The following is a 16,176-nucleotide window of genomic DNA, read 5'->3' on the forward strand; positions in this document are numbered from 1 at the left end:
CCATCGCCGTGTCGCAGTCCGAGCAGGAACGCATGCGCTTCTGGTCGGGCCGCAAGAACGCCTTCCCGGCGGCGGGCCGCATTTCGCCGGACTACTACTGCATGGACGGCACCATCCCGCGCAAGAACCTGGCGCAGGTATTGACCGGTATCGAGGAAATGGAAAAGACCTTCGGCCTGCGCTGCGCGAACGTGTTCCACGCCGGCGACGGCAACCTGCACCCGCTGATCCTGTTCGATGCGAACAAGCCGGGCGAATTCGAGCGTGCCGAAGCGTTCGGCGCCGCCATCCTGGCCTTGTGCGTCGAAGTGGGCGGCACCATCACCGGCGAACACGGCGTGGGCATGGAAAAAATCAATTCGATGTGCATCCAGTTCACCCGTGAGGAACTCGATGCATTTTTCGCGGTGAAGCGCGCGTTCGACGTGCCTATGCTGCTCAATCCGGACAAGGCGATTCCAACGCTGAACCGCTGTGCGGAATTCGGCAAGATGCGGGTCAGCGGCGGCGTGCTGCCGTTTGCGAACCTGCCGCGTTTCTGATGGGAGCTTTCATTGCAGTCGATTGAACAATTCAGGGAACAGGTGCTGTCGGCATCTGCAAGCGGGCGCGCGCTGCGCATTCGCGGCGGCGGCACCAAGGACTGGTACGGCCAGCGCATCGAGGGCGACATCCTCGACACGCGCACGCACAGCGGCATTGTCGACTACGAGCCGACTGAACTGGTGATCACCGCGCGCTGCGGTACCCCGCTGGCGGAAATCGAAGCGGTGCTAGCGGAACGCAACCAGATGCTGGCGTTCGAACCGCCGTACTTCGGCGCCGGCGCTACGTTTGGCGGCGCGGTCGCCTGCGGCCTGTCCGGCCCTCGCCGCGCAAGTAGCGGCGCATTGCGCGACTTCATGCTGGGCGCGAAGCTCATGGATGGCAAAGGGCAGGAGCTGACGTTCGGCGGCCAGGTGATGAAGAATGTGGCAGGGTATGACGTATCGCGCCTGCTGGCCGGCTCGCTTGGAACACTCGGGCTGCTGCTTGAGATGTCGGTCAAAGTGCTGCCGCGCGCGGTACGCGAAGCGACGCTCCGTTTCGAGGCCAGCGAAATCGAGGCGCTGCGCATGCTGAACGAGTGGGGCGGACAGCCGCTGCCGGTCTCGGCCAGCTGCTGGAGCGATGGCGTCCTGTTCATTCGCCTGTCGGGCGCGGAGGCTGCGGTCGACGCGGCCGTACGCTCGCTGGGCGGGGAGGGCGTCGCCGACGCCGACACATTCTGGAAAAGCCTGCGTGAACAGCAGCACGCGTTTTTCGCGGATGCTGAATGCCTGTGGCGCCTGTCGGTGCCAACCGCCGCGGGCGCGATCATCTTGAAGGGCGAGCAGCTGATCGAGTGGGGCGGCGCGCAGCGCTGGCTGAAGGCCGGCAGCGACGCGGAGACGGCGCAGAAAATCCGCCGCACTGCGGCGGCGGTCGGCGGCCACGCCACCCTGTTCCGGGGCGGCGACAAGGGCGTTGGCGTATTCCATCCGCTGGCGCCCGCCGTCGCGAAGATTCATGAACGGCTCAAGACGGCGTTCGATCCATCGCACATTTTCAATCCCGGACGGATGTACTGACATGCAAACCAATCTCGCCGATTTCATCAAGGGCACGCGCGAAGGCGACGAGGCCGAGGCGATCCTGCGCGCCTGCGTGCACTGCGGCTTCTGCACTGCCACCTGTCCGACCTACCAGGTGCTGGGCGACGAACTCGATGGCCCGCGCGGCCGCATCTACCTGATCAAGCAGGTGCTCGAAGGCGCGGAAGTCACGCGCAAGACCCAGCTCCATCTCGACCGCTGCCTCACCTGCCGCAACTGCGAGACCACCTGCCCGTCGGGCGTCAAGTACGGCCGCCTGGCCGACATCGGCCGCAAGGTGGTGGAGCAGCGCGTGCAGCGGCCGCTGGCCGAGCGCATCAAGCGCACGGTCCTGAAGGAAGCGCTGCCGCGCAAGTGGATCTTCAAGCCGGCGTTCAAGGCAGGCCAGCTGTTCCGCCCCTTGCTGTCGCCCGCGCTGCAGGACAAGCTGCCACGCACCACCAATCCGGGCCTGTGGCCCTCGCGCACCCACGCCCGCAAGATGCTGGTGCTCGAAGGCTGCGTGCAACCGGCGATGGCTCCCAACATCAACGCCGCCACGGCGCGCGTACTCGATGCCGTGGGCGTCCAGCTGGTCGTCGCGCCGAAGGCCGGCTGCTGCGGCGCGCTACGCTTCCACATGAACGACCAGGAGGCGGGACTCGACGACATGCGCCGCAATATCGACGCATGGTGGCCGCTGGTGGAACAGGTGGAGGCGATCGTGATGACCGCTTCCGGCTGCGGCGTCACGGTCAAGGAATACGGCCATCTGCTGGCGCACGACAGCGCGTATGCGGAGAAGGCGAAGCGCATTTCAGCGATGACGCGCGACCTGTCCGAAATCGTGCCGGAGTTCGAGGCGGAGCTGGCGGCGCGGCTGAAGGGGACGTTCGAAAAGCGCGTGGCTTACCATCCGCCATGCACTTTGCAGCACGGCCAGCAGATCAGGGGGAAGGTGGAGAAGGTGCTGCATGCTGTCGGCTTCGATGTGCATCTCTGCGTCGACAATCATCTTTGCTGCGGTTCGGCGGGCACTTATTCGGTGTTGCAGCCGGAGCTCTCTACTGAACTCAGGGACAGGAAGCTGGCTGGTTTGCAGGCCACCCGTCCCGAGGTCATCGTATCGGCCAATATCGGTTGCCAGACCCACCTGCAATCGGGCACCGATACGCCAGTGTCGCACTGGATCGAGTTGATCGACCAGGCGCTGGCGAAGACTACCAGGCCAGCGTAGCGGTCAGGCCTTTGCCGTTGACGACCAGGGTGTCGGAATTGCCGATGCTGGTTTCGGCGGCGTCGCCAGTATGCCAGCGGCCTGCTGGCGACGCGATGGCGGCGGCGCTGGTGAGTGCGACGGCAGCTACGATGACAATGGCTTCCATATGTTTGGCGATGTTCACAATCGATCCTTTCTCTCTCTGTTTGTAGAGACAGATTATGGGATCGACTGATTCATAACGCCAATTTCATTTTCATATGTTCAACATTGCCATTGTGAATATCTCATGGGCTGCCAATTTCATAAACGTAGGGCGGGTAAGCAACGCGCACCCGCCATTGCAAGCGCCGCGTTGGAGCATGAAATGGCGGATGCGCGTTGCTTATCCGCCCTACGGTTCAAGTAGCAGTTTTTCGATATCGCGGACGATGCTTTGCGGCGAAGCTTGAGGCGCGTAGCGCTTGTACACGCTGCCGTCCTTCCGCACCAGGAACTTGGTGAAGTTCCACTTGATGATCCCGGTTCCGAGGAACCCCGGCGCTTCCTGTGCCAGATACTTGAACAGCGGATGCGCGTCCTTGCCATTGACCTTCACCTTGGCGAACATCGGGAAGGTCACGCCGTAATTCTTCTCGCAGAATGCGCCAATCTCCTGCTCCGTCCCAGGCTCCTGTTCGCGGAACTGATTGCAGGGGAATCCAAGCACCTCCACGCCGCGATCGCGGAACTGCTGGTACACCTGCTCCAGTTGCTTGTACTGCGGCGTGAACATGCATTCGCTGGCGGTGTTCACGATCAGCAGCACCTTGCCGCGGTAGCGCGACAAGTCGACCGCTTCGCCCGCGATGCCGGTGGCCTGGAAATCGTGGACGCCCGCTGTCACACGATGCCCAGGTGTTCGGTACCCGCCGACAGGTCGCGGTTCTTGGCGTCCTTGCCCTGCAGCTTGATGGTCAGGCGCAGGTCGTTGACCGAGTCGGCGTTGCGCAGCGCGTCTTCGTAGCTGATCTTGTCGGCTTCGTGCAGGTCGAACAGTGCCTGGTCGAAGGTCTGCATGCCCAGCTCGCGCGACTTCTTCATGATCTCCTTGATCTCATGGACTTCGCCCTTGAAGATCAGGTCCGAGATCAGCGGCGAATTGAGCATCACCTCGACCGCCACCACGCGGCCCTTGGACTCCTTGCGCGGGATCAGGCGCTGCGACACGAGGCCGCGCAGGTTCAGCGACAAGTCCATCAGCAACTGCTGGCGGCGCTCTTCCGGGAAGAAGTTGATGATGCGGTCGAGCGCCTGGTTGGCGCTGTTCGCGTGCAGCGTGGCCAGGCACAGGTGGCCGGTTTCGGCGAACGCGATCGCATGCTCCATCGTCTCGCGGTCGCGGATCTCGCCGATCTGGATCACGTCCGGCGCCTGGCGCAGCGAGTTTTTCAGCGCCGCTTCGAAGCTGTCGGTGTCGACACCCACTTCGCGCTGCGTGATCACGCAGTTCTTATGCGGGTGGACGTATTCGACCGGGTCTTCGATGGTGATGATGTGGCCGTAGCTGTTCTCGTTGCGGTAGCCGACCATCGCGGCCAGCGTCGTCGATTTGCCCGAGCCGGTGGCGCCCACCATGATCACGAGGCCGCGCTTGGACATGATGATGTCCGACAGTACCGGCGGCAGTTCGAGGTCTTCCAGCTTCGGGATGGTGGTGGTGATCGTGCGCAGCACCATGCCCACGCAGCTCATTTGCACGAAGGCGGAGACGCGGAAGCGTCCCAGGTCGCCCGGGCTGATCGCGAAATTGCATTCCTTGGTCAGCTCGAAGGCGGCGGTCTGCTTGTCGTTCATGATCGCGCGCGCCAGGTCGGCCGTGTGCGATGCGGTGAGCGCCTGGCTCGATACCGGCGTCATCTTGCCGTCGATTTTCATCGCGGGCGGGAAGCCGGCGGTGATGAACAGATCGGAGCCGCCCTTGCTGGTCATCAGGCGCAGCAGGTCGAACATGAATTTTGAAGCCTGGTCGCGTTCCATCGCGTGTCCTTTATGTGCTTAGCCTGGGAAGTTTTCCGGGATCTTGGCGGCGTTGCGGGCGGCCGCGCTGGAGATCACGTTGCGGCGAACGAGGTCGGTCAGGTTCTGGTCCAGCGTCTGCATGCCGACGTTGCTGCCGGTCTGGATCGCCGAGTACATCTGCGCGATCTTCGCTTCGCGGATCAGGTTGCGGATCGCCGGCGTTCCGATCATGATTTCGTGCGCAGCGACGCGGCCCGTGCCGTCCTTGGTCTTGAGCAGGGTCTGCGAAATCACGGCCTGCAGCGATTCGGACAGCATGGCGCGGACCATCTCCTTTTCATCGGCCGGGAACACGTCGACGATACGGTCGATGGTCTTGGCGGCGGAGGAGGTGTGCAGCGTGCCGAACACGAGGTGGCCGGTTTCCGCGGCGGACAGCGCGAGGCGGATGGTTTCGAGGTCGCGCAATTCGCCGACCAGGATGCAGTCCGGGTCTTCGCGCAGCGCCGAACGCAGCGCGTTGTTGAACGACAGGGTATGCGGGCCGACTTCGCGCTGGTTGATCAGGCACTTCTTCGAGTCGTGCACGAATTCGATCGGGTCTTCGATGGTCAGGATGTGGCCGTACTCGTTTTCGTTCAGGTGGTTGACCATCGCCGCCAGCGTGGTCGACTTGCCCGAACCGGTTGGGCCGGTGACCAGCACCAGCCCGCGCGGGCGCATCGCCAGTTCGCCGAAGATCTTGGGCGCGTTCAGGTCCTGCAGGCTGAGGATCTTGGATGGAATCGTACGCAGCACGGCCGACGCGCCGCGCTCCTGGTTGAAGGCGTTGACGCGGAAGCGCGCCAGGCCGGGAATGGCGAACGAGAAGTCGCACTCCAACACTTCTTCGTACTGCTTGCGCTGGCCGTCGTTCATGATGTCATAGATCATGCTGTGCACGTCCTTGTGCTCCAGCGGCGGCAGGTTGATGCGGCGTACGTCGCCGTGCACGCGGATCATCGGCGGCAGGCCTGCGGACAGGTGCAGGTCGGATGCCTTGTTCTTGACGGAGAATGCGAGTAATTCGGAGATGTCCATTTATAATCCCTGTGCCGTAAATGGGCGCATGCCAGCCGTTTGCGTTGACATTTACCTAAGTGCTTGATTGCTCTAAGAAAATGATTATGTCCACAATCGCACAGAACTTGCAAGCAGTCGATGCCACAATTGTTGCAGCCGCAAACGCCGCCGGCCGTTCGCGCGCCGACGTTCAACTACTCGCCGTTTCCAAGACCTTTCCGCCGGAGGCCGTGGTCGAGGCCTTCCACGCCGGCCAGCGCGCCTTTGGCGAGAACTACCTGCAGGAAGCCATCGACAAGAAGGCCGCGGTCGCATCCGCCTTGCCTGGCGCCGCGCTCGAGTGGCACTTCATCGGCCCTATCCAAAGTAACAAGACGCGGCCGATCGCGGCCAACTTCGAATGGGTGCACACGGTAGAACGCCTGAAGATCGCGCAGCGCCTGTCGGAGCAGCGTCCCGACGGCCTGCCGCCGCTGAACATCTGCCTGCAGGTGAACATCAGCGGGGAGGCCAGCAAGAGCGGCGCCTCGCCCGGGGAGCTGGACGACCTCGCACGCGAAGTGGCGGCGCTGCCGAAGCTGCGCCTGCGCGGGCTGATGGCGATTCCCGAACCAGAAAGGGATTACGCACGCCAGCGCGCCGCGTTCGCGCGGCTGCGCGGCCACTTCGAGCGCCTGCGCGCCGATGGCTTCGACCTCGATACGCTGTCGATGGGGATGTCGGCGGACATGGAGGCCGCGGTCGCGGAAGGCGCCACCATCGTGCGCGTCGGCAGCGCCATTTTCGGTTCACGCAACTACGAATAAACAAGGACAAGCATGAAAATCGCATTCATCGGCGGGGGCAACATGGCATCCGCGCTGATCTCCGGGCTGGCCGGCAAATTCACTGCGGGCAGTAACATCCACGTGGTCGATCCGAACGCAGGCGCGCTCGACAAGCTCCATGCCGCGCATGGCGTCACCACGGCCGGTACGGTCGATGCGGCGGTGGCGGCGAGCGACGTGGTGGTGTTGTCGGTGAAGCCGCAGCAGATGCGCGATGTGGCGGCGTCGCTGAAGCAGCACCTGCGCAGCGATGCACTGGTGCTTTCGATTGCTGCCGGCATCCGCGGCGCCGACCTGGCGCGCTGGCTCGGCGGACACGCCGCCATCGTTCGCACCATGCCGAATACGCCGGCGCTGATCGGGCGCGGCATCACGGGGATGGTGGCGATGCAGGGCGTGAGCGATGCGCAGAAGGCGGCCGCGGACGCGATCATGAAGGCGGTTGGCGAAACCGTGTGGCTCGATGACGAAGCGATGATCGATCCGGTGACCGGCGTTTCGGGCAGCGGGCCGGCGTATGTGTTCTATTTTCTGGAAGCGATGCAGCAGGCCGCGGTGGAACTGGGCCTGAGCGCGGAGCAGGGCAGGGAGCTGGCGGTGGCCACCTTTGCTGGCGCGGCCGAGCTGGCCAAGCGGTCGGACGAGCCGTTAAGCGTGCTGCGCGAGCGGGTGACGTCGAAGGGCGGCACGACGTATGCGGCGCTGACCAGCATGGAGCAGAGCGGGGTGAAGGAGGCGGTGGTGAATGCGGTGAAAGCCGCGTCGGCGCGCGGCCGTGAACTTGGAGAAGAACTGGGCAGGGATTAAAGCCAGTACGGCGTGCTGGCGCTGCTGGGCAAGCTCAAGGTGCGTGCTGCGCAGCCTTGTGCTCCCGCCAGCTCTCCATCAAACTCTTCCCCAGCTTCCACAGCGAAAACGCCGTGGTCAGCATCGGCACCAGCTTCTTGCGCCTGTTGGCCAGTATCCCGACCACGATCCCGGCCGCCGACATGGGAATCGCCAGGTTCCCGCCCACCTTCTCGCGCACGTTGCGGATCGGCGCCATGATCTCGCTGACCTCATGGGCCGCGTTGATGCGCTGGAGCGCGCACTCGGCCAGCAAGGCCTGGCGCTTTGCCGCCAGCGTGATCGGCGAATGTTTGCCCGGCTTACTCATCCAGGTGCCTCACGGTGCGGGCGTACGCCATGTCCTTGCGCAGTTCCGCGATGGTGTGTTCGAGCAGGCGCGGCTTGCGGTCGAAGCCGGCCTTGACCTTCATCGCCACGATGGTCCCGGCGCCCGCGAACAGCGCCGCCATGACGGCGATCGCTGTGATCCGGTTTGTGTCCCAATACAGCACGATCACCAGGAAGGCAACCAGCAGGAAAGCGACCCCGAACAGGATGATGGCGAGCAGGCCGAACAGCAGGTAGCCCAGCATGCGCTGGGATTCCTCCTCGACCTCCACCGCAGCCAGTTCCAGCCGCGTGTGCACCATGTCGACCAGGGTCGACCCAAGCCGTCCGACCGATTCGAGGATCGCCATGGCCGGTTAGCGGCGCGAGATCAGCACGCCCAGCAGCAGGCCGACGCCGGCGCCGATGCAGACCGATTTCCATGGATTCTCGTGGACGTATTCGTCGGTGGCCTTGGCCGCTTCCTTGGTCTTCTCAACCACGGTTTCCTCCAGGCGGATCAGGTCGGCCTTGGCGCTGGTCAGCGTCTTTTCGAACTTGGCCTTGGCAGCCTGGAATTCTTCGCCAGTCAGCTGGCCGCCGTGGCGCAGCCAGGCTTCCGCATCCTGGATCACCGATTTCAGGTCGTTCATGAGCTGGTCACGGGCGCCGGTCTTGGTTGGGATTTGCTGGATCATCGAATTCCTCGCTAATTAAAATTGGTCGAATGCAGTGTAGGGGATTGCACTCCTGTATATATTGCGCGAATACAATTTTTCAAGTGTGCCTTTCGGACAAGATTATCCTAGCGCGTAGTCTAACGCGACACCAGCGAAAACCGCCGCACCCAACCAATTGTTGTGGCGAAACGCTGCAAAACAGGCCATCCGCTCGCGGTGGCGGATCAGCGTGTAGTGATAGAGCGCCATGCCGGCGGCCATGGCGATGCCGCCGGCGAACCAGTAGCGCAGGCCCAATTGCCAGCCGCAGACCAGGAAAATGGCCAGCGCGGCGCCGTAGCACAGCATCACGGCGGCCACGTCGAAGCGGCCGAAGGTGATGGCCGAGGTGCGGATGCCGATCTTGAGGTCGTCGTCGCGATCCACCATCGCGTATTCGGTATCGTAGGCAACGGCCCAGAACACATTCCCCACCAGCAGCCACCAGGCGACGGCCGGCACGGCGCCGAGCACCGCGGCGAACGCCATCGGGATGCCGAAGCCGAACGCGATGCCCAGGTAAGCCTGGGGAATGGCGAAGAAGCGCTTGAAGTAAGGGTAGGTGCCGGCGATGATGAGGGCGGCCACCGACAGTTGCTTGGTCAGCGTGTTGAGCGGCAGGATCAGCACGAACGAAACCACCGCCAGCACGCCGGCGACCATCAGCGCTTCCCAGCCCTTGATGCGGCCGGAGGTGAGTGGACGCTCGGCAGTGCGCTTGACGTGCTTGTCGAAATCGCGGTCGGCGAAGTCGTTGACGGCGCAACCCGCCGAGCGCATCAGCGCGGTGCCGAGGATGAAGATCAGCGCGACGCCGAGGGCGGGTATGCCGCCCGACGCCATCCACAGGGCCATCAGGGTCGGCCACAGGAGTAACAGGATACCGATCGGCTTGTCAGCGCGGACCAGCCGAAAATAGAGCGCCAGCTTGTTCATCGAGTGCTTAGTAGTTGATGCAATGCACGATTTTACTCCGACGCACGAAGCCGGGTTGAGCGGCGCTTCAGGCGGCGACGGGCTCGGGCGCGAGCATCTCCACACCCGGCAGCTCGCAGGCGGCCACGGCGGCGCAGACGGCTTCGATCGCGGCGCGCCGCGTGAAGCTCTTGCGCCAGACGATGACCACGCGGCGCGAGGGCGCCGGTTCCTCGAACGGCACGTAGCGCAGCATGCTGTCCTTCGGGTGCATGTCGGCCACCGAGGCGCGCGGAAGGACGGTCAGGCCGATGCCGCTGGCGACCATGTGGCGGATCGTCTCCAGCGACGAGCCTTCGAAGGTGCGCTGCATGCCGTTGCCCGGCGATGAAAAGCGCGCCATCTCGGGGCACACTTCCAGCACCTGGTCGCGGAAGCAGTGGCCGTTGCCCAGCAAAAGCATGGTTTCGGATTTGAGGTCGGCCGCCGAAATGGCCTTGCGCGCGGCCCATGGATGGTCCTTCGGCATGGCGACCACGAACGGCTCGTCGTACAGCGTCTGCATCGACATGCCGTGCTCCGGCAGCGGCAGCGCCATGATGGCCGCGTCCAGCTCGCCCTGGCGCAGCAGTTCCAGCAGGCGCACCGTGAAGTTCTCCTGCAGGACCAGCGGCATCTGGGGAAGCTGCTCGATGACGTTCTTGACCAGCGGCGGCAGCAGGTAAGGCCCGATGGTGTAGATCACGCCCAGGCGCAGCGGCCCGGCCAGCGGGTCCTTGTTCTGCTTGGCCAGCTCCTTGATCGCGGCGGTCTGCTCCAGCACGCGCTCGGCCTGGGCCACGATCTGGGCGCCCAGCGGGGTGACCGACACTTCCGCGCCGCCGCGCTCGAACAGCACGACGCCCAGCTCGTCTTCGAGCTTCTTGATGGCGACCGACAGGGTGGGCTGGGCGACGTAGCAGGCTTCCGCGGCATGGCCGAAATGTTTCGCACGCGCAACGGCAACGATGTATTTCAGTTCGGTCAGGGTCATGGGGTGGAACCGGCTGGGATTCAAAGAAATTATATTCTACCGGAATGGTGTCGATATAATTGCCGCGGGGGCTAGTCCAGCCCTAGCATAATCCGAGAGAGGCTCCCATGTCCACGACCTTTGGCCCGGCGGAAGCCCAGGCATATATACACAAACTGCTCACCGTGATGCATCACCAGGGCGGTTCCGACCTGTTCATCTCGGCCGATTTCCCGCCCAGCATGAAGCACCAGGGCGCGATGAAACCGCTCAGCCAGCAGCGCCTGACCGGCGACGTGACGCGCGCGCTCGCGCTGTCGCTGATGAACGAGCGCCAGCGCACCGAGTTCGAAGCCGAGATGGAGTGCAATTTCGCGATCTCGCTGCCCAACGTGTGCCGTTTCCGCGTCAACGTCTTCGTGCAGCAGCAGTGCGTGGCGATGGTGGTGCGTACCATCGCGTCCGAGATTCCCAATTTTGACAAGCTCGGCCTGCCGGAAGTGCTGAAGGACGTCATCATGACCAAGCGCGGGCTGGTGCTGGTCGTCGGCGGCACGGGTTCGGGCAAGTCCACCACGCTGGCCGCGATGATCGACTACCGCAACGCCAATTCGGCGGGGCATATCATCACGGTCGAAGACCCGGTGGAATACGTCCACAAGAACAAGAACTGCCTGATCACGCACCGCGAAGTGGGCGTCGACACCCACTCGTGGCACAACGCGCTGAAGAATACGCTGCGCCAGGCGCCGGACGTGATCCTGATCGGCGAGATCCGCGACACCGAAACGATGGAGCACGCGATCGCGTTCGCCGAAACCGGCCACCTGTGCCTCGGCACCCTGCACGCGAACAATGCGAACCAGACGATGGACCGCATCATCAACTTCTTCCCGGAAGAGCGCCGCAACCAGCTGCTGATGGACCTGTCGTCCAACCTGCGCGGCATCGTCTCGCAGCGGCTGGTACGTACCGAGGACGGCAAGGGCCGCAAGGCCGCGATCGAAATTTTGCTGAACACCGCCACCATCAGCGAGATGATCTTCAAAGGGAACTTCCACGGCATCAAGGAGATCATGCACAAGTCGCGCGAGCTGGGCATGTGCACCTTCGACCAGGCGCTGTACGAGTTGTACAACCAGGGCCACATCGGCTATGACGAAGCGATCCGCAACGCCGATTCGGCCAACGGCCTGCGCCTGCAGATCAAGCTGCGCGGCGACCGCAAGGAGCCGGGCAACGCCAGCGCCACCACGGCCGATGACCTGTCGATGGCGCTCGACGACGACGGCGACGACGACAAGCCGGCACACTGACCTTTTAAAAACGACTACATGGCTGATTTCGAGAAGAAGATTTGCACCCGCAGTGAACTGAAGGCGCGGGTTGCCGCGCTAACCAAGCCGGTGGTGCTGACCAACGGCGTGTTCGACATCCTGCACCGCGGGCACGTGACCTACCTGGCGCAGGCGCGCGCGCTGGGCGCGTCGCTGGTGGTGGCGGCCAATACCGACGCCTCGGTCAAGCGGCTGGGCAAGGGCGACGACCGCCCGCTGAACGCGGCGCCGGACCGCATGGCCGTGCTGGCGGCGCTGGAGTCGGTCAGCCTGGTGGTCGATTTTGACGAGGATACGGCGTTGGAAGTGGTGCTGGAAGCGCGGCCCGACATCTACGCCAAGGGCGGTGACTACGACATGACTGCCATCCCGGAAGGCAAGGCTGTGCTGGCCTACGGCGGGCAGGCCGTCGCGATCGACTTCGAACATGACCGTTCGACGACCAAGCTGCTGACGAAAGTACGCGCGGGATAGGTGCGCACGCTCGACACCAGGGGAGTCCTTGGCGGGCGTCATGCATCGATCACAAGCGGAGAATATCTCCGCAAGCGTCGGTCTGCTGTCAGAAGCCTGAGCTGCCCAACCATTGCTTGCGCGACTAACATACGGTCGAACGGATCACGGTGAAACAGGGGCAAGGTTCTGACTTGAACCGCATGTGCCATCTGCACTGGCAGTTCCTTGAACCCGTTCCGTTGCAATTTCTGGACCAAGGCCGGTACGTCCGCTTGTATCTTGCCCAGCGCACCCTTGATCGCTATTTCCCAGATCGTTGCGCTGCTTACAAAGACCTCGTCGGCGTTTTGAATGAGTTGGAAGGCCGGTCGTCTCAACTTGGCTTCATCCTGCACGAACCAAAGATAAACGTGTGTATCGAGTAATACACGCATTACATTACCTACCTTCGAACCCATCCAGCACTTCATCAGGCAATGGTGCGTCAAAATCATCGGCGACTTTGATTTTCCCCTTGAAAAGTCCAGCGGGACGAGGACGTTTTGCCGGGGGATCAATGCGTACCAGCTGTGCAACCGGGATGCCATTCTTCACGAGGACAACGTCTTCGCCGGCGACAACTGCGTCTACCAACTCGGTGAGTTGGATTTGGGCTTCGTGCACTGTCAGGCTTTTCATGGCTGGTCCAATCTTGTCTCCTTAAATCTTATCGCTGCTTGGAATGCGGTGCAAGCGATGCACTTGACGCAGCACATGCGGAGCGGTGCGATGATTTTGATTTATTTCGACGTCGCCATTGAAGTTCGTCCCCGTGCAGCCAATACTGATCTTTTGACCTGACTGGATTGGGGAGAACGTGCCCGGTCACCACGACTGGACGGTCAGGGCTAGCGGCCTGGAATTCGGCAGCGACTGGGTGCGCATGTTCACCATGAAGAACGGCGCCGTGGCCGCATTCGAATGATGGAAAGGCCGATCCTTCAATAATTGCAGTTGGCAAGCTCCATCAAAGGGGAGGAAATCATGAACGAACAGGCGAACATCGATTTAGTAAAGCAGTGCTATGCCGCCTACATGGCGGCCGACATCGAGAAAGTGCTGTCGCATATGGCGCCGGATATTGACTGGGAAATGGCCGAGTTGCCAGGCGTCGATTTCTCGGGGAACCGCCACGGACGTGAAGAAGTTGCCGAGTTCTTCAAGCAGCTCGACACTGCGCAGCTGTGCCGCAACTTCGAGCCAAAGGAATTTTTCGCCAACGGTGACCGAGTGGTCGCGCTTGGCCATTACGACTGGACAATACGGGATAGCGGCGTCGAGTGGGGCAGCGACTGGGGGCATATCTTCACCGTCAAGGACGGCCTGATGACGTCATTCCGGGAGTTGCTCGATACGCACAAGATCGTGGAAGCCTACCGCCAAAGCGGCGCGGCTGCAGTCCGCGCACCGACGGCAGGCGACGCCATCCCGCGCCCACTGCATTAACCTATTACGCGCCGCCGGCGTAGCCGTTCTGGCGCCAGGCCTCGAACACCACGACCGCTACCGTGTTCGACAGGTTCAGGCTGCGGTTGTCGGGCCGCATCGGCAGGCGGAGCCGCTGCGCCGGTGGGAACGACTCGCGCAGCGCGGGCGCCAGGCCGCGTCCTTCCGAGCCGAACACGAACACGTCGCCCGGCTGGAACTTCGCGTCGGCAAACGGCGACGAGCCATGCGTGGTCATCGCGAACATGCGCGCCGGATCCGGTTTGGCGTCGGCCAGGAAGGCTTCCCAGTTCTTGTGCACCTTCATCGGCGCGTACTCGTGGTAGTCCAGCCCGGCGCGCTTCATCTTGGCGTCGTCCAGCGGGAACCCGAGCGGCTCGATCAGGTGCAGCTGCGCCCCGGTGTTGGCGCACAGGCGGATGACGTTGCCGGTGTTCGGCGGGATCTCGGGTTCAACCAGTACGACGTGGAACAAGGTACTTCTCCTTCTTCAGTAATCAATGGGGCGGCGTGCGCGCGAACACCAGGTTGCTCACGCGCGCCGCGCCGAAACGCTTGAACGTCGCGGCCAGTTCGTTCAGCGTGTGCCCGCTGGTCATCACGTCGTCGACGATGCCGATGTGCAGTCCGCGCACCATCGCCAGCGCGTCCGGCGCCACGATGAACGCGTTGTGGATGTTGGCGCGGCGCTGGGCCGGGGCCACGCCCGACTGCGCCGGCGTCTCCAGCGCGCGGATCGCCAGCCGCGGCCGCAGCGGGATTCCCAGCAGTTTCGACAGCGGCCGCGCTATCTCCAGCGCCTGGTTGAAGCCGCGCCCGGCCAGCCGTTGCGGCCCCAGCGGAACGGGGCACAGCACGTTTGGCAGCGCGAACTGGCGGTCCTCGCGCACGACGCCGGCGATTATCCGCGCAAACCACGGCGCCAGGGCGAGCCGCCCGCCGAACTTCAGCTGCAGCACCAGCTGGTCGAGCGGCAGCGCGTAATCGACCGCGGCCACGGTGGCGTCGAAAGCCGGACTCCCGGCCAGGCAGGAGGCGCAGCGCGCACCGCCGGCATCGAGCGGGTTGGCGCAGCAGCGGCAGCGCGGCCGGCGCGGCGCCACATGCTCGGCGTGGCAGGGCGCGCACACGACGCCGTCGCAACCCGCGCCGCACAGCGCGCAGGACGAGGGCAGCAGGGCGCGCGCCAGGGCCAGCGGCCAGCTACGCGGACTCGGGCGCAAACGGTCGGGCACGGGCTTGGCTCCCAGCAAACATGTACACTTCCGCCATTATCTCATTCCCGCGTCACGCATCGCACCAGAAACATGGCAAACCCCCAGTCTCCTTCCAAAATGAGCGCGCCGATCGACCAGGCGCGCGTGCGCACGCTGTTTGCCGATCCGGCGCGGATGGCGCCCGCCGATTTCCTGCGCCGCGAAATCGCCGCGCGCATGCATGAACGGCTGCAACTGGTGAAGGTCGCCCCGGCGCGCGTGCTCGACGCCGGCTGCGGTACTGGCCCCGATCTCGGATTGTTGCAAAAAGACTACCCTGCAGCCCAAATCGTCGGGATTGACTCGAATATAGGAATGATCGCCGCCGCCCGCACTTCAGCGCCCGCGTCAAGCCTGAAGTCGGTATTGAACCGCCTGATGCCATCCAGGACCGGCATCGACCTGCTGTGCGGCGATTTCGGCGCGCTGCCGCTTGGCCCGAACTCGGTCGACCTGGTGTGGTCGAACCTTGCGCTGCTGTGGCATCCGCAGCCGGACCGGGTATTCGCGGAATGGCGCCGCGTGCTGCGGGTCGATGGCTTGCTGATGTTTTCCAGCTTCGGCCCGGACACCCTGCGCGAGCTGCGCGCGGCGTTTGCCAGCATGGACGAAACTCCGCATGCGCTGCCCTTCGTCGACATGCACGACTTCGGCGACCAGCTGGTGGAGGCGGGCTTTTCGACGCCGGTGATGGACATGGAGGTCATCACGGTCACCTATGACACGGCCGAAGCGCTGCTGGCCGACGTGCGTGCACTGGGCGGCAACCCGCTGGCGACGCGCGCGCGCGGGCTGGTGGGCCGCGCCGCGTGGCAGAGGATGCTGGCGGCGCTGGAACGGCAGCGCCGCCCGGACGGCAAGCTCGGCCTGACCTTCGAAGTGATCTACGGCCATGCGTTCCGGCCGGCCCCGCGCAAGACGGCGGCGGGCGAGGCGATCATCCGCTTCGAGCCGCCACGGCCGCGCTGACCGCCCCAAAACATGGGTACTGCGGGCTGAATTACAAGGGCCGAACATTGGCAAGGGAGGATTATTCCTTGATGAAGAGGCCACTCATTGAGTATAATCAACGACTAATTTTGTCGACTCCGGCTGTGTTTGCCTAAAAAATGGGCGAAC

The 16,176-nt window shown here is 63.6% G+C and carries 22 protein-coding genes; 9 read left to right on the forward strand and 13 right to left on the reverse strand.

Annotated features, from left to right (window positions below; genetic code table 11):
* The 3 genes from D3872_RS12010 to glcF all read left to right on the forward strand — a co-directional run.
* The coding region (locus D3872_RS12010; protein WP_274381716.1) for an FAD-linked oxidase C-terminal domain-containing protein at nucleotides 1-542 on the forward strand (542 nt) is incomplete at its 5' end.
* Nucleotides 543-554: 12 nt separating this feature from the next.
* A complete protein-coding gene (gene glcE / locus D3872_RS12015; protein WP_119810990.1) occupies nucleotides 555-1,610 on the forward strand; it encodes a glycolate oxidase subunit GlcE in 1,056 nt (351 codons plus the stop codon).
* A gap of 1 nt (nucleotide 1,611) precedes the next feature.
* Nucleotides 1,612-2,850, forward strand: a complete 1,239-nt coding sequence (gene glcF / locus D3872_RS12020) for a glycolate oxidase subunit GlcF (RefSeq protein WP_119810991.1) — start codon at nucleotides 1,612-1,614, stop codon at nucleotides 2,848-2,850.
* Here the strand turns inward: glcF and D3872_RS12025 are convergent.
* The 4 genes from D3872_RS12025 to D3872_RS12040 all read right to left on the reverse strand — a co-directional run bounded on the left by D3872_RS12025 (nucleotide 2,834) and on the right by D3872_RS12040 (nucleotide 5,913).
* Nucleotides 2,834-3,016 carry a hypothetical protein gene (locus D3872_RS12025; protein WP_119810992.1) on the reverse strand — a complete coding sequence of 61 codons (183 nt, stop codon included), beginning with the start codon at nucleotides 3,014-3,016 and terminating at the stop codon, nucleotides 2,834-2,836. The genes glcF and D3872_RS12025 overlap by 17 nt on opposite strands.
* Nucleotides 3,017-3,226: 210 nt before the next feature.
* Complete coding sequence (locus D3872_RS12030; protein ID WP_119810993.1) at nucleotides 3,227-3,718, reverse strand: glutathione peroxidase; 492 nt, start codon at nucleotides 3,716-3,718, stop codon at nucleotides 3,227-3,229.
* On the reverse strand, nucleotides 3,715-4,851 hold the full coding sequence (locus D3872_RS12035) for a PilT/PilU family type 4a pilus ATPase (RefSeq protein ID WP_119810994.1): 1,137 nt from the start codon (nucleotides 4,849-4,851) through the stop codon (nucleotides 3,715-3,717). The genes D3872_RS12030 and D3872_RS12035 overlap by 4 nt, the downstream gene beginning before the upstream one ends.
* 18 nt (nucleotides 4,852-4,869) lie before the next feature.
* A complete protein-coding gene (locus D3872_RS12040) occupies nucleotides 4,870-5,913 on the reverse strand; it encodes a type IV pilus twitching motility protein PilT (RefSeq protein WP_119810995.1) in 1,044 nt (347 codons plus the stop codon).
* 86 nt (nucleotides 5,914-5,999) lie between these two features.
* On the opposite strand from D3872_RS12040, the gene D3872_RS12045 reads away from it, so the two are divergent.
* Complete coding sequence (locus D3872_RS12045) at nucleotides 6,000-6,701, forward strand: YggS family pyridoxal phosphate-dependent enzyme (protein WP_119811029.1); 702 nt, start codon at nucleotides 6,000-6,002, stop codon at nucleotides 6,699-6,701.
* Between the two features lie 12 nt (nucleotides 6,702-6,713).
* Nucleotides 6,714-7,529 (forward strand): pyrroline-5-carboxylate reductase, encoded by an 816-nt coding sequence (gene proC / locus D3872_RS12050; protein ID WP_119810996.1) that lies wholly within the window; start codon nucleotides 6,714-6,716, stop codon nucleotides 7,527-7,529.
* 34 nt (nucleotides 7,530-7,563) lie between these two features.
* On the opposite strand, the gene D3872_RS12055 is transcribed toward proC, so the two are convergent.
* The 5 genes from D3872_RS12055 to D3872_RS12075 all read right to left on the reverse strand — a co-directional run bounded on the left by D3872_RS12055 (nucleotide 7,564) and on the right by D3872_RS12075 (nucleotide 10,544).
* Nucleotides 7,564-7,878: a hypothetical protein gene (locus tag D3872_RS12055; protein WP_119810997.1), complete on the reverse strand. Its 315-nt coding sequence runs from the start codon at nucleotides 7,876-7,878 to the stop codon at nucleotides 7,564-7,566.
* A complete protein-coding gene (locus D3872_RS12060; protein WP_119810998.1) occupies nucleotides 7,871-8,248 on the reverse strand; it encodes a phage holin family protein in 378 nt (125 codons plus the stop codon). Before D3872_RS12060 ends, D3872_RS12055 begins: the two co-directional genes overlap by 8 nt.
* 6 nt (nucleotides 8,249-8,254) lie before the next feature.
* Nucleotides 8,255-8,575, reverse strand: a complete 321-nt coding sequence (locus tag D3872_RS12065) for an ElaB/YgaM/YqjD family protein (RefSeq protein ID WP_119810999.1) — start codon at nucleotides 8,573-8,575, stop codon at nucleotides 8,255-8,257.
* A 102-nt stretch (nucleotides 8,576-8,677) separates the two neighbouring features.
* Nucleotides 8,678-9,532: a 4-hydroxybenzoate octaprenyltransferase gene (gene ubiA / locus D3872_RS12070; protein WP_119811000.1), complete on the reverse strand. Its 855-nt coding sequence runs from the start codon at nucleotides 9,530-9,532 to the stop codon at nucleotides 8,678-8,680.
* A 67-nt stretch (nucleotides 9,533-9,599) separates the two neighbouring features.
* Entirely contained in the window at nucleotides 9,600-10,544 is a 945-nt protein-coding gene (locus tag D3872_RS12075) for a hydrogen peroxide-inducible genes activator (protein ID WP_119811001.1), read from the reverse strand.
* A gap of 107 nt (nucleotides 10,545-10,651) precedes the next feature.
* Between D3872_RS12075 and D3872_RS12080 the strand changes: the two genes are divergently transcribed.
* On the forward strand, nucleotides 10,652-11,839 hold the full coding sequence (locus D3872_RS12080; RefSeq protein ID WP_119811002.1) for a PilT/PilU family type 4a pilus ATPase: 1,188 nt from the start codon (nucleotides 10,652-10,654) through the stop codon (nucleotides 11,837-11,839).
* A gap of 18 nt (nucleotides 11,840-11,857) precedes the next feature.
* Entirely contained in the window at nucleotides 11,858-12,334 is a 477-nt protein-coding gene (locus tag D3872_RS12085) for an adenylyltransferase/cytidyltransferase family protein (protein ID WP_119811003.1), read from the forward strand.
* A gap of 38 nt (nucleotides 12,335-12,372) precedes the next feature.
* Here D3872_RS12085 and D3872_RS12090 read toward each other — a convergent pair whose 3' ends face one another.
* Nucleotides 12,373-12,750, reverse strand: a complete 378-nt coding sequence (locus D3872_RS12090) for a type II toxin-antitoxin system VapC family toxin (protein ID WP_119811004.1) — start codon at nucleotides 12,748-12,750, stop codon at nucleotides 12,373-12,375.
* A gap of 4 nt (nucleotides 12,751-12,754) precedes the next feature.
* Nucleotides 12,755-12,994, reverse strand: a complete 240-nt coding sequence (locus D3872_RS12095; RefSeq protein ID WP_119811005.1) for a type II toxin-antitoxin system Phd/YefM family antitoxin — start codon at nucleotides 12,992-12,994, stop codon at nucleotides 12,755-12,757.
* Nucleotides 12,995-13,339: 345 nt separating this feature from the next.
* On the opposite strand from D3872_RS12095, the gene D3872_RS12100 reads away from it, so the two are divergent.
* Nucleotides 13,340-13,801: a nuclear transport factor 2 family protein gene (locus D3872_RS12100; RefSeq protein ID WP_147373866.1), complete on the forward strand. Its 462-nt coding sequence runs from the start codon at nucleotides 13,340-13,342 to the stop codon at nucleotides 13,799-13,801.
* Nucleotides 13,802-13,805: 4 nt separating this feature from the next.
* Here D3872_RS12100 and trmL read toward each other — a convergent pair whose 3' ends face one another.
* Both trmL and D3872_RS12110 read right to left on the reverse strand, forming a co-directional pair.
* Nucleotides 13,806-14,276 carry a tRNA (uridine(34)/cytosine(34)/5-carboxymethylaminomethyluridine(34)-2'-O)-methyltransferase TrmL gene (trmL, locus tag D3872_RS12105; protein WP_119811007.1) on the reverse strand — a complete coding sequence of 157 codons (471 nt, stop codon included), beginning with the start codon at nucleotides 14,274-14,276 and terminating at the stop codon, nucleotides 13,806-13,808.
* A gap of 22 nt (nucleotides 14,277-14,298) precedes the next feature.
* On the reverse strand, nucleotides 14,299-15,036 hold the full coding sequence (locus D3872_RS12110; protein WP_119811030.1) for a ComF family protein: 738 nt from the start codon (nucleotides 15,034-15,036) through the stop codon (nucleotides 14,299-14,301).
* Nucleotides 15,037-15,108: 72 nt separating this feature from the next.
* Between D3872_RS12110 and D3872_RS12115 the strand changes: the two genes are divergently transcribed.
* Nucleotides 15,109-16,026, forward strand: a complete 918-nt coding sequence (locus tag D3872_RS12115; RefSeq protein ID WP_229459287.1) for a methyltransferase domain-containing protein — start codon at nucleotides 15,109-15,111, stop codon at nucleotides 16,024-16,026.
* The last annotated feature ends 150 nt before the right edge of the window (nucleotides 16,027-16,176 follow it).

Source organism: Massilia cavernae (genome assembly GCF_003590855.1).
Lineage (GTDB): Bacteria > Pseudomonadota > Gammaproteobacteria > Burkholderiales > Burkholderiaceae_D > Telluria_A > Telluria_A cavernae.

Excerpts from the sequence above, each read along its gene's own strand:
- glcF (WP_119810991.1), top strand. The coding sequence starts at position 1,612 with ATGCAAACCAATCTCGCCGATTTCATCAAGGGCACGCGCGAAGGCGAC.
- D3872_RS12035 (WP_119810994.1), bottom strand. The coding sequence starts at position 4,851 with ATGGAACGCGACCAGGCTTCAAAATTCATGTTCGACCTGCTGCGCCTG.
- D3872_RS12040 (WP_119810995.1), bottom strand. The coding sequence starts at position 5,913 with ATGGACATCTCCGAATTACTCGCATTCTCCGTCAAGAACAAGGCATCC.
- D3872_RS12045 (WP_119811029.1), top strand. The coding sequence starts at position 6,000 with ATGTCCACAATCGCACAGAACTTGCAAGCAGTCGATGCCACAATTGTT.
- proC (WP_119810996.1), top strand. The coding sequence starts at position 6,714 with ATGAAAATCGCATTCATCGGCGGGGGCAACATGGCATCCGCGCTGATC.
- D3872_RS12055 (WP_119810997.1), bottom strand. The coding sequence starts at position 7,878 with ATGAGTAAGCCGGGCAAACATTCGCCGATCACGCTGGCGGCAAAGCGC.
- D3872_RS12060 (WP_119810998.1), bottom strand. The coding sequence starts at position 8,248 with ATGGCGATCCTCGAATCGGTCGGACGGCTTGGGTCGACCCTGGTCGAC.
- D3872_RS12065 (WP_119810999.1), bottom strand. The coding sequence starts at position 8,575 with ATGATCCAGCAAATCCCAACCAAGACCGGCGCCCGTGACCAGCTCATG.
- ubiA (WP_119811000.1), bottom strand. The coding sequence starts at position 9,532 with ATGAACAAGCTGGCGCTCTATTTTCGGCTGGTCCGCGCTGACAAGCCG.
- D3872_RS12075 (WP_119811001.1), bottom strand. The coding sequence starts at position 10,544 with ATGACCCTGACCGAACTGAAATACATCGTTGCCGTTGCGCGTGCGAAA.
- D3872_RS12080 (WP_119811002.1), top strand. The coding sequence starts at position 10,652 with ATGTCCACGACCTTTGGCCCGGCGGAAGCCCAGGCATATATACACAAA.
- D3872_RS12085 (WP_119811003.1), top strand. The coding sequence starts at position 11,858 with ATGGCTGATTTCGAGAAGAAGATTTGCACCCGCAGTGAACTGAAGGCG.
- D3872_RS12090 (WP_119811004.1), bottom strand. The coding sequence starts at position 12,750 with ATGCGTGTATTACTCGATACACACGTTTATCTTTGGTTCGTGCAGGAT.
- D3872_RS12095 (WP_119811005.1), bottom strand. The coding sequence starts at position 12,994 with ATGAAAAGCCTGACAGTGCACGAAGCCCAAATCCAACTCACCGAGTTG.
- D3872_RS12100 (WP_147373866.1), top strand. The coding sequence starts at position 13,340 with ATGAACGAACAGGCGAACATCGATTTAGTAAAGCAGTGCTATGCCGCC.
- D3872_RS12115 (WP_229459287.1), top strand. The coding sequence starts at position 15,109 with ATGGCAAACCCCCAGTCTCCTTCCAAAATGAGCGCGCCGATCGACCAG.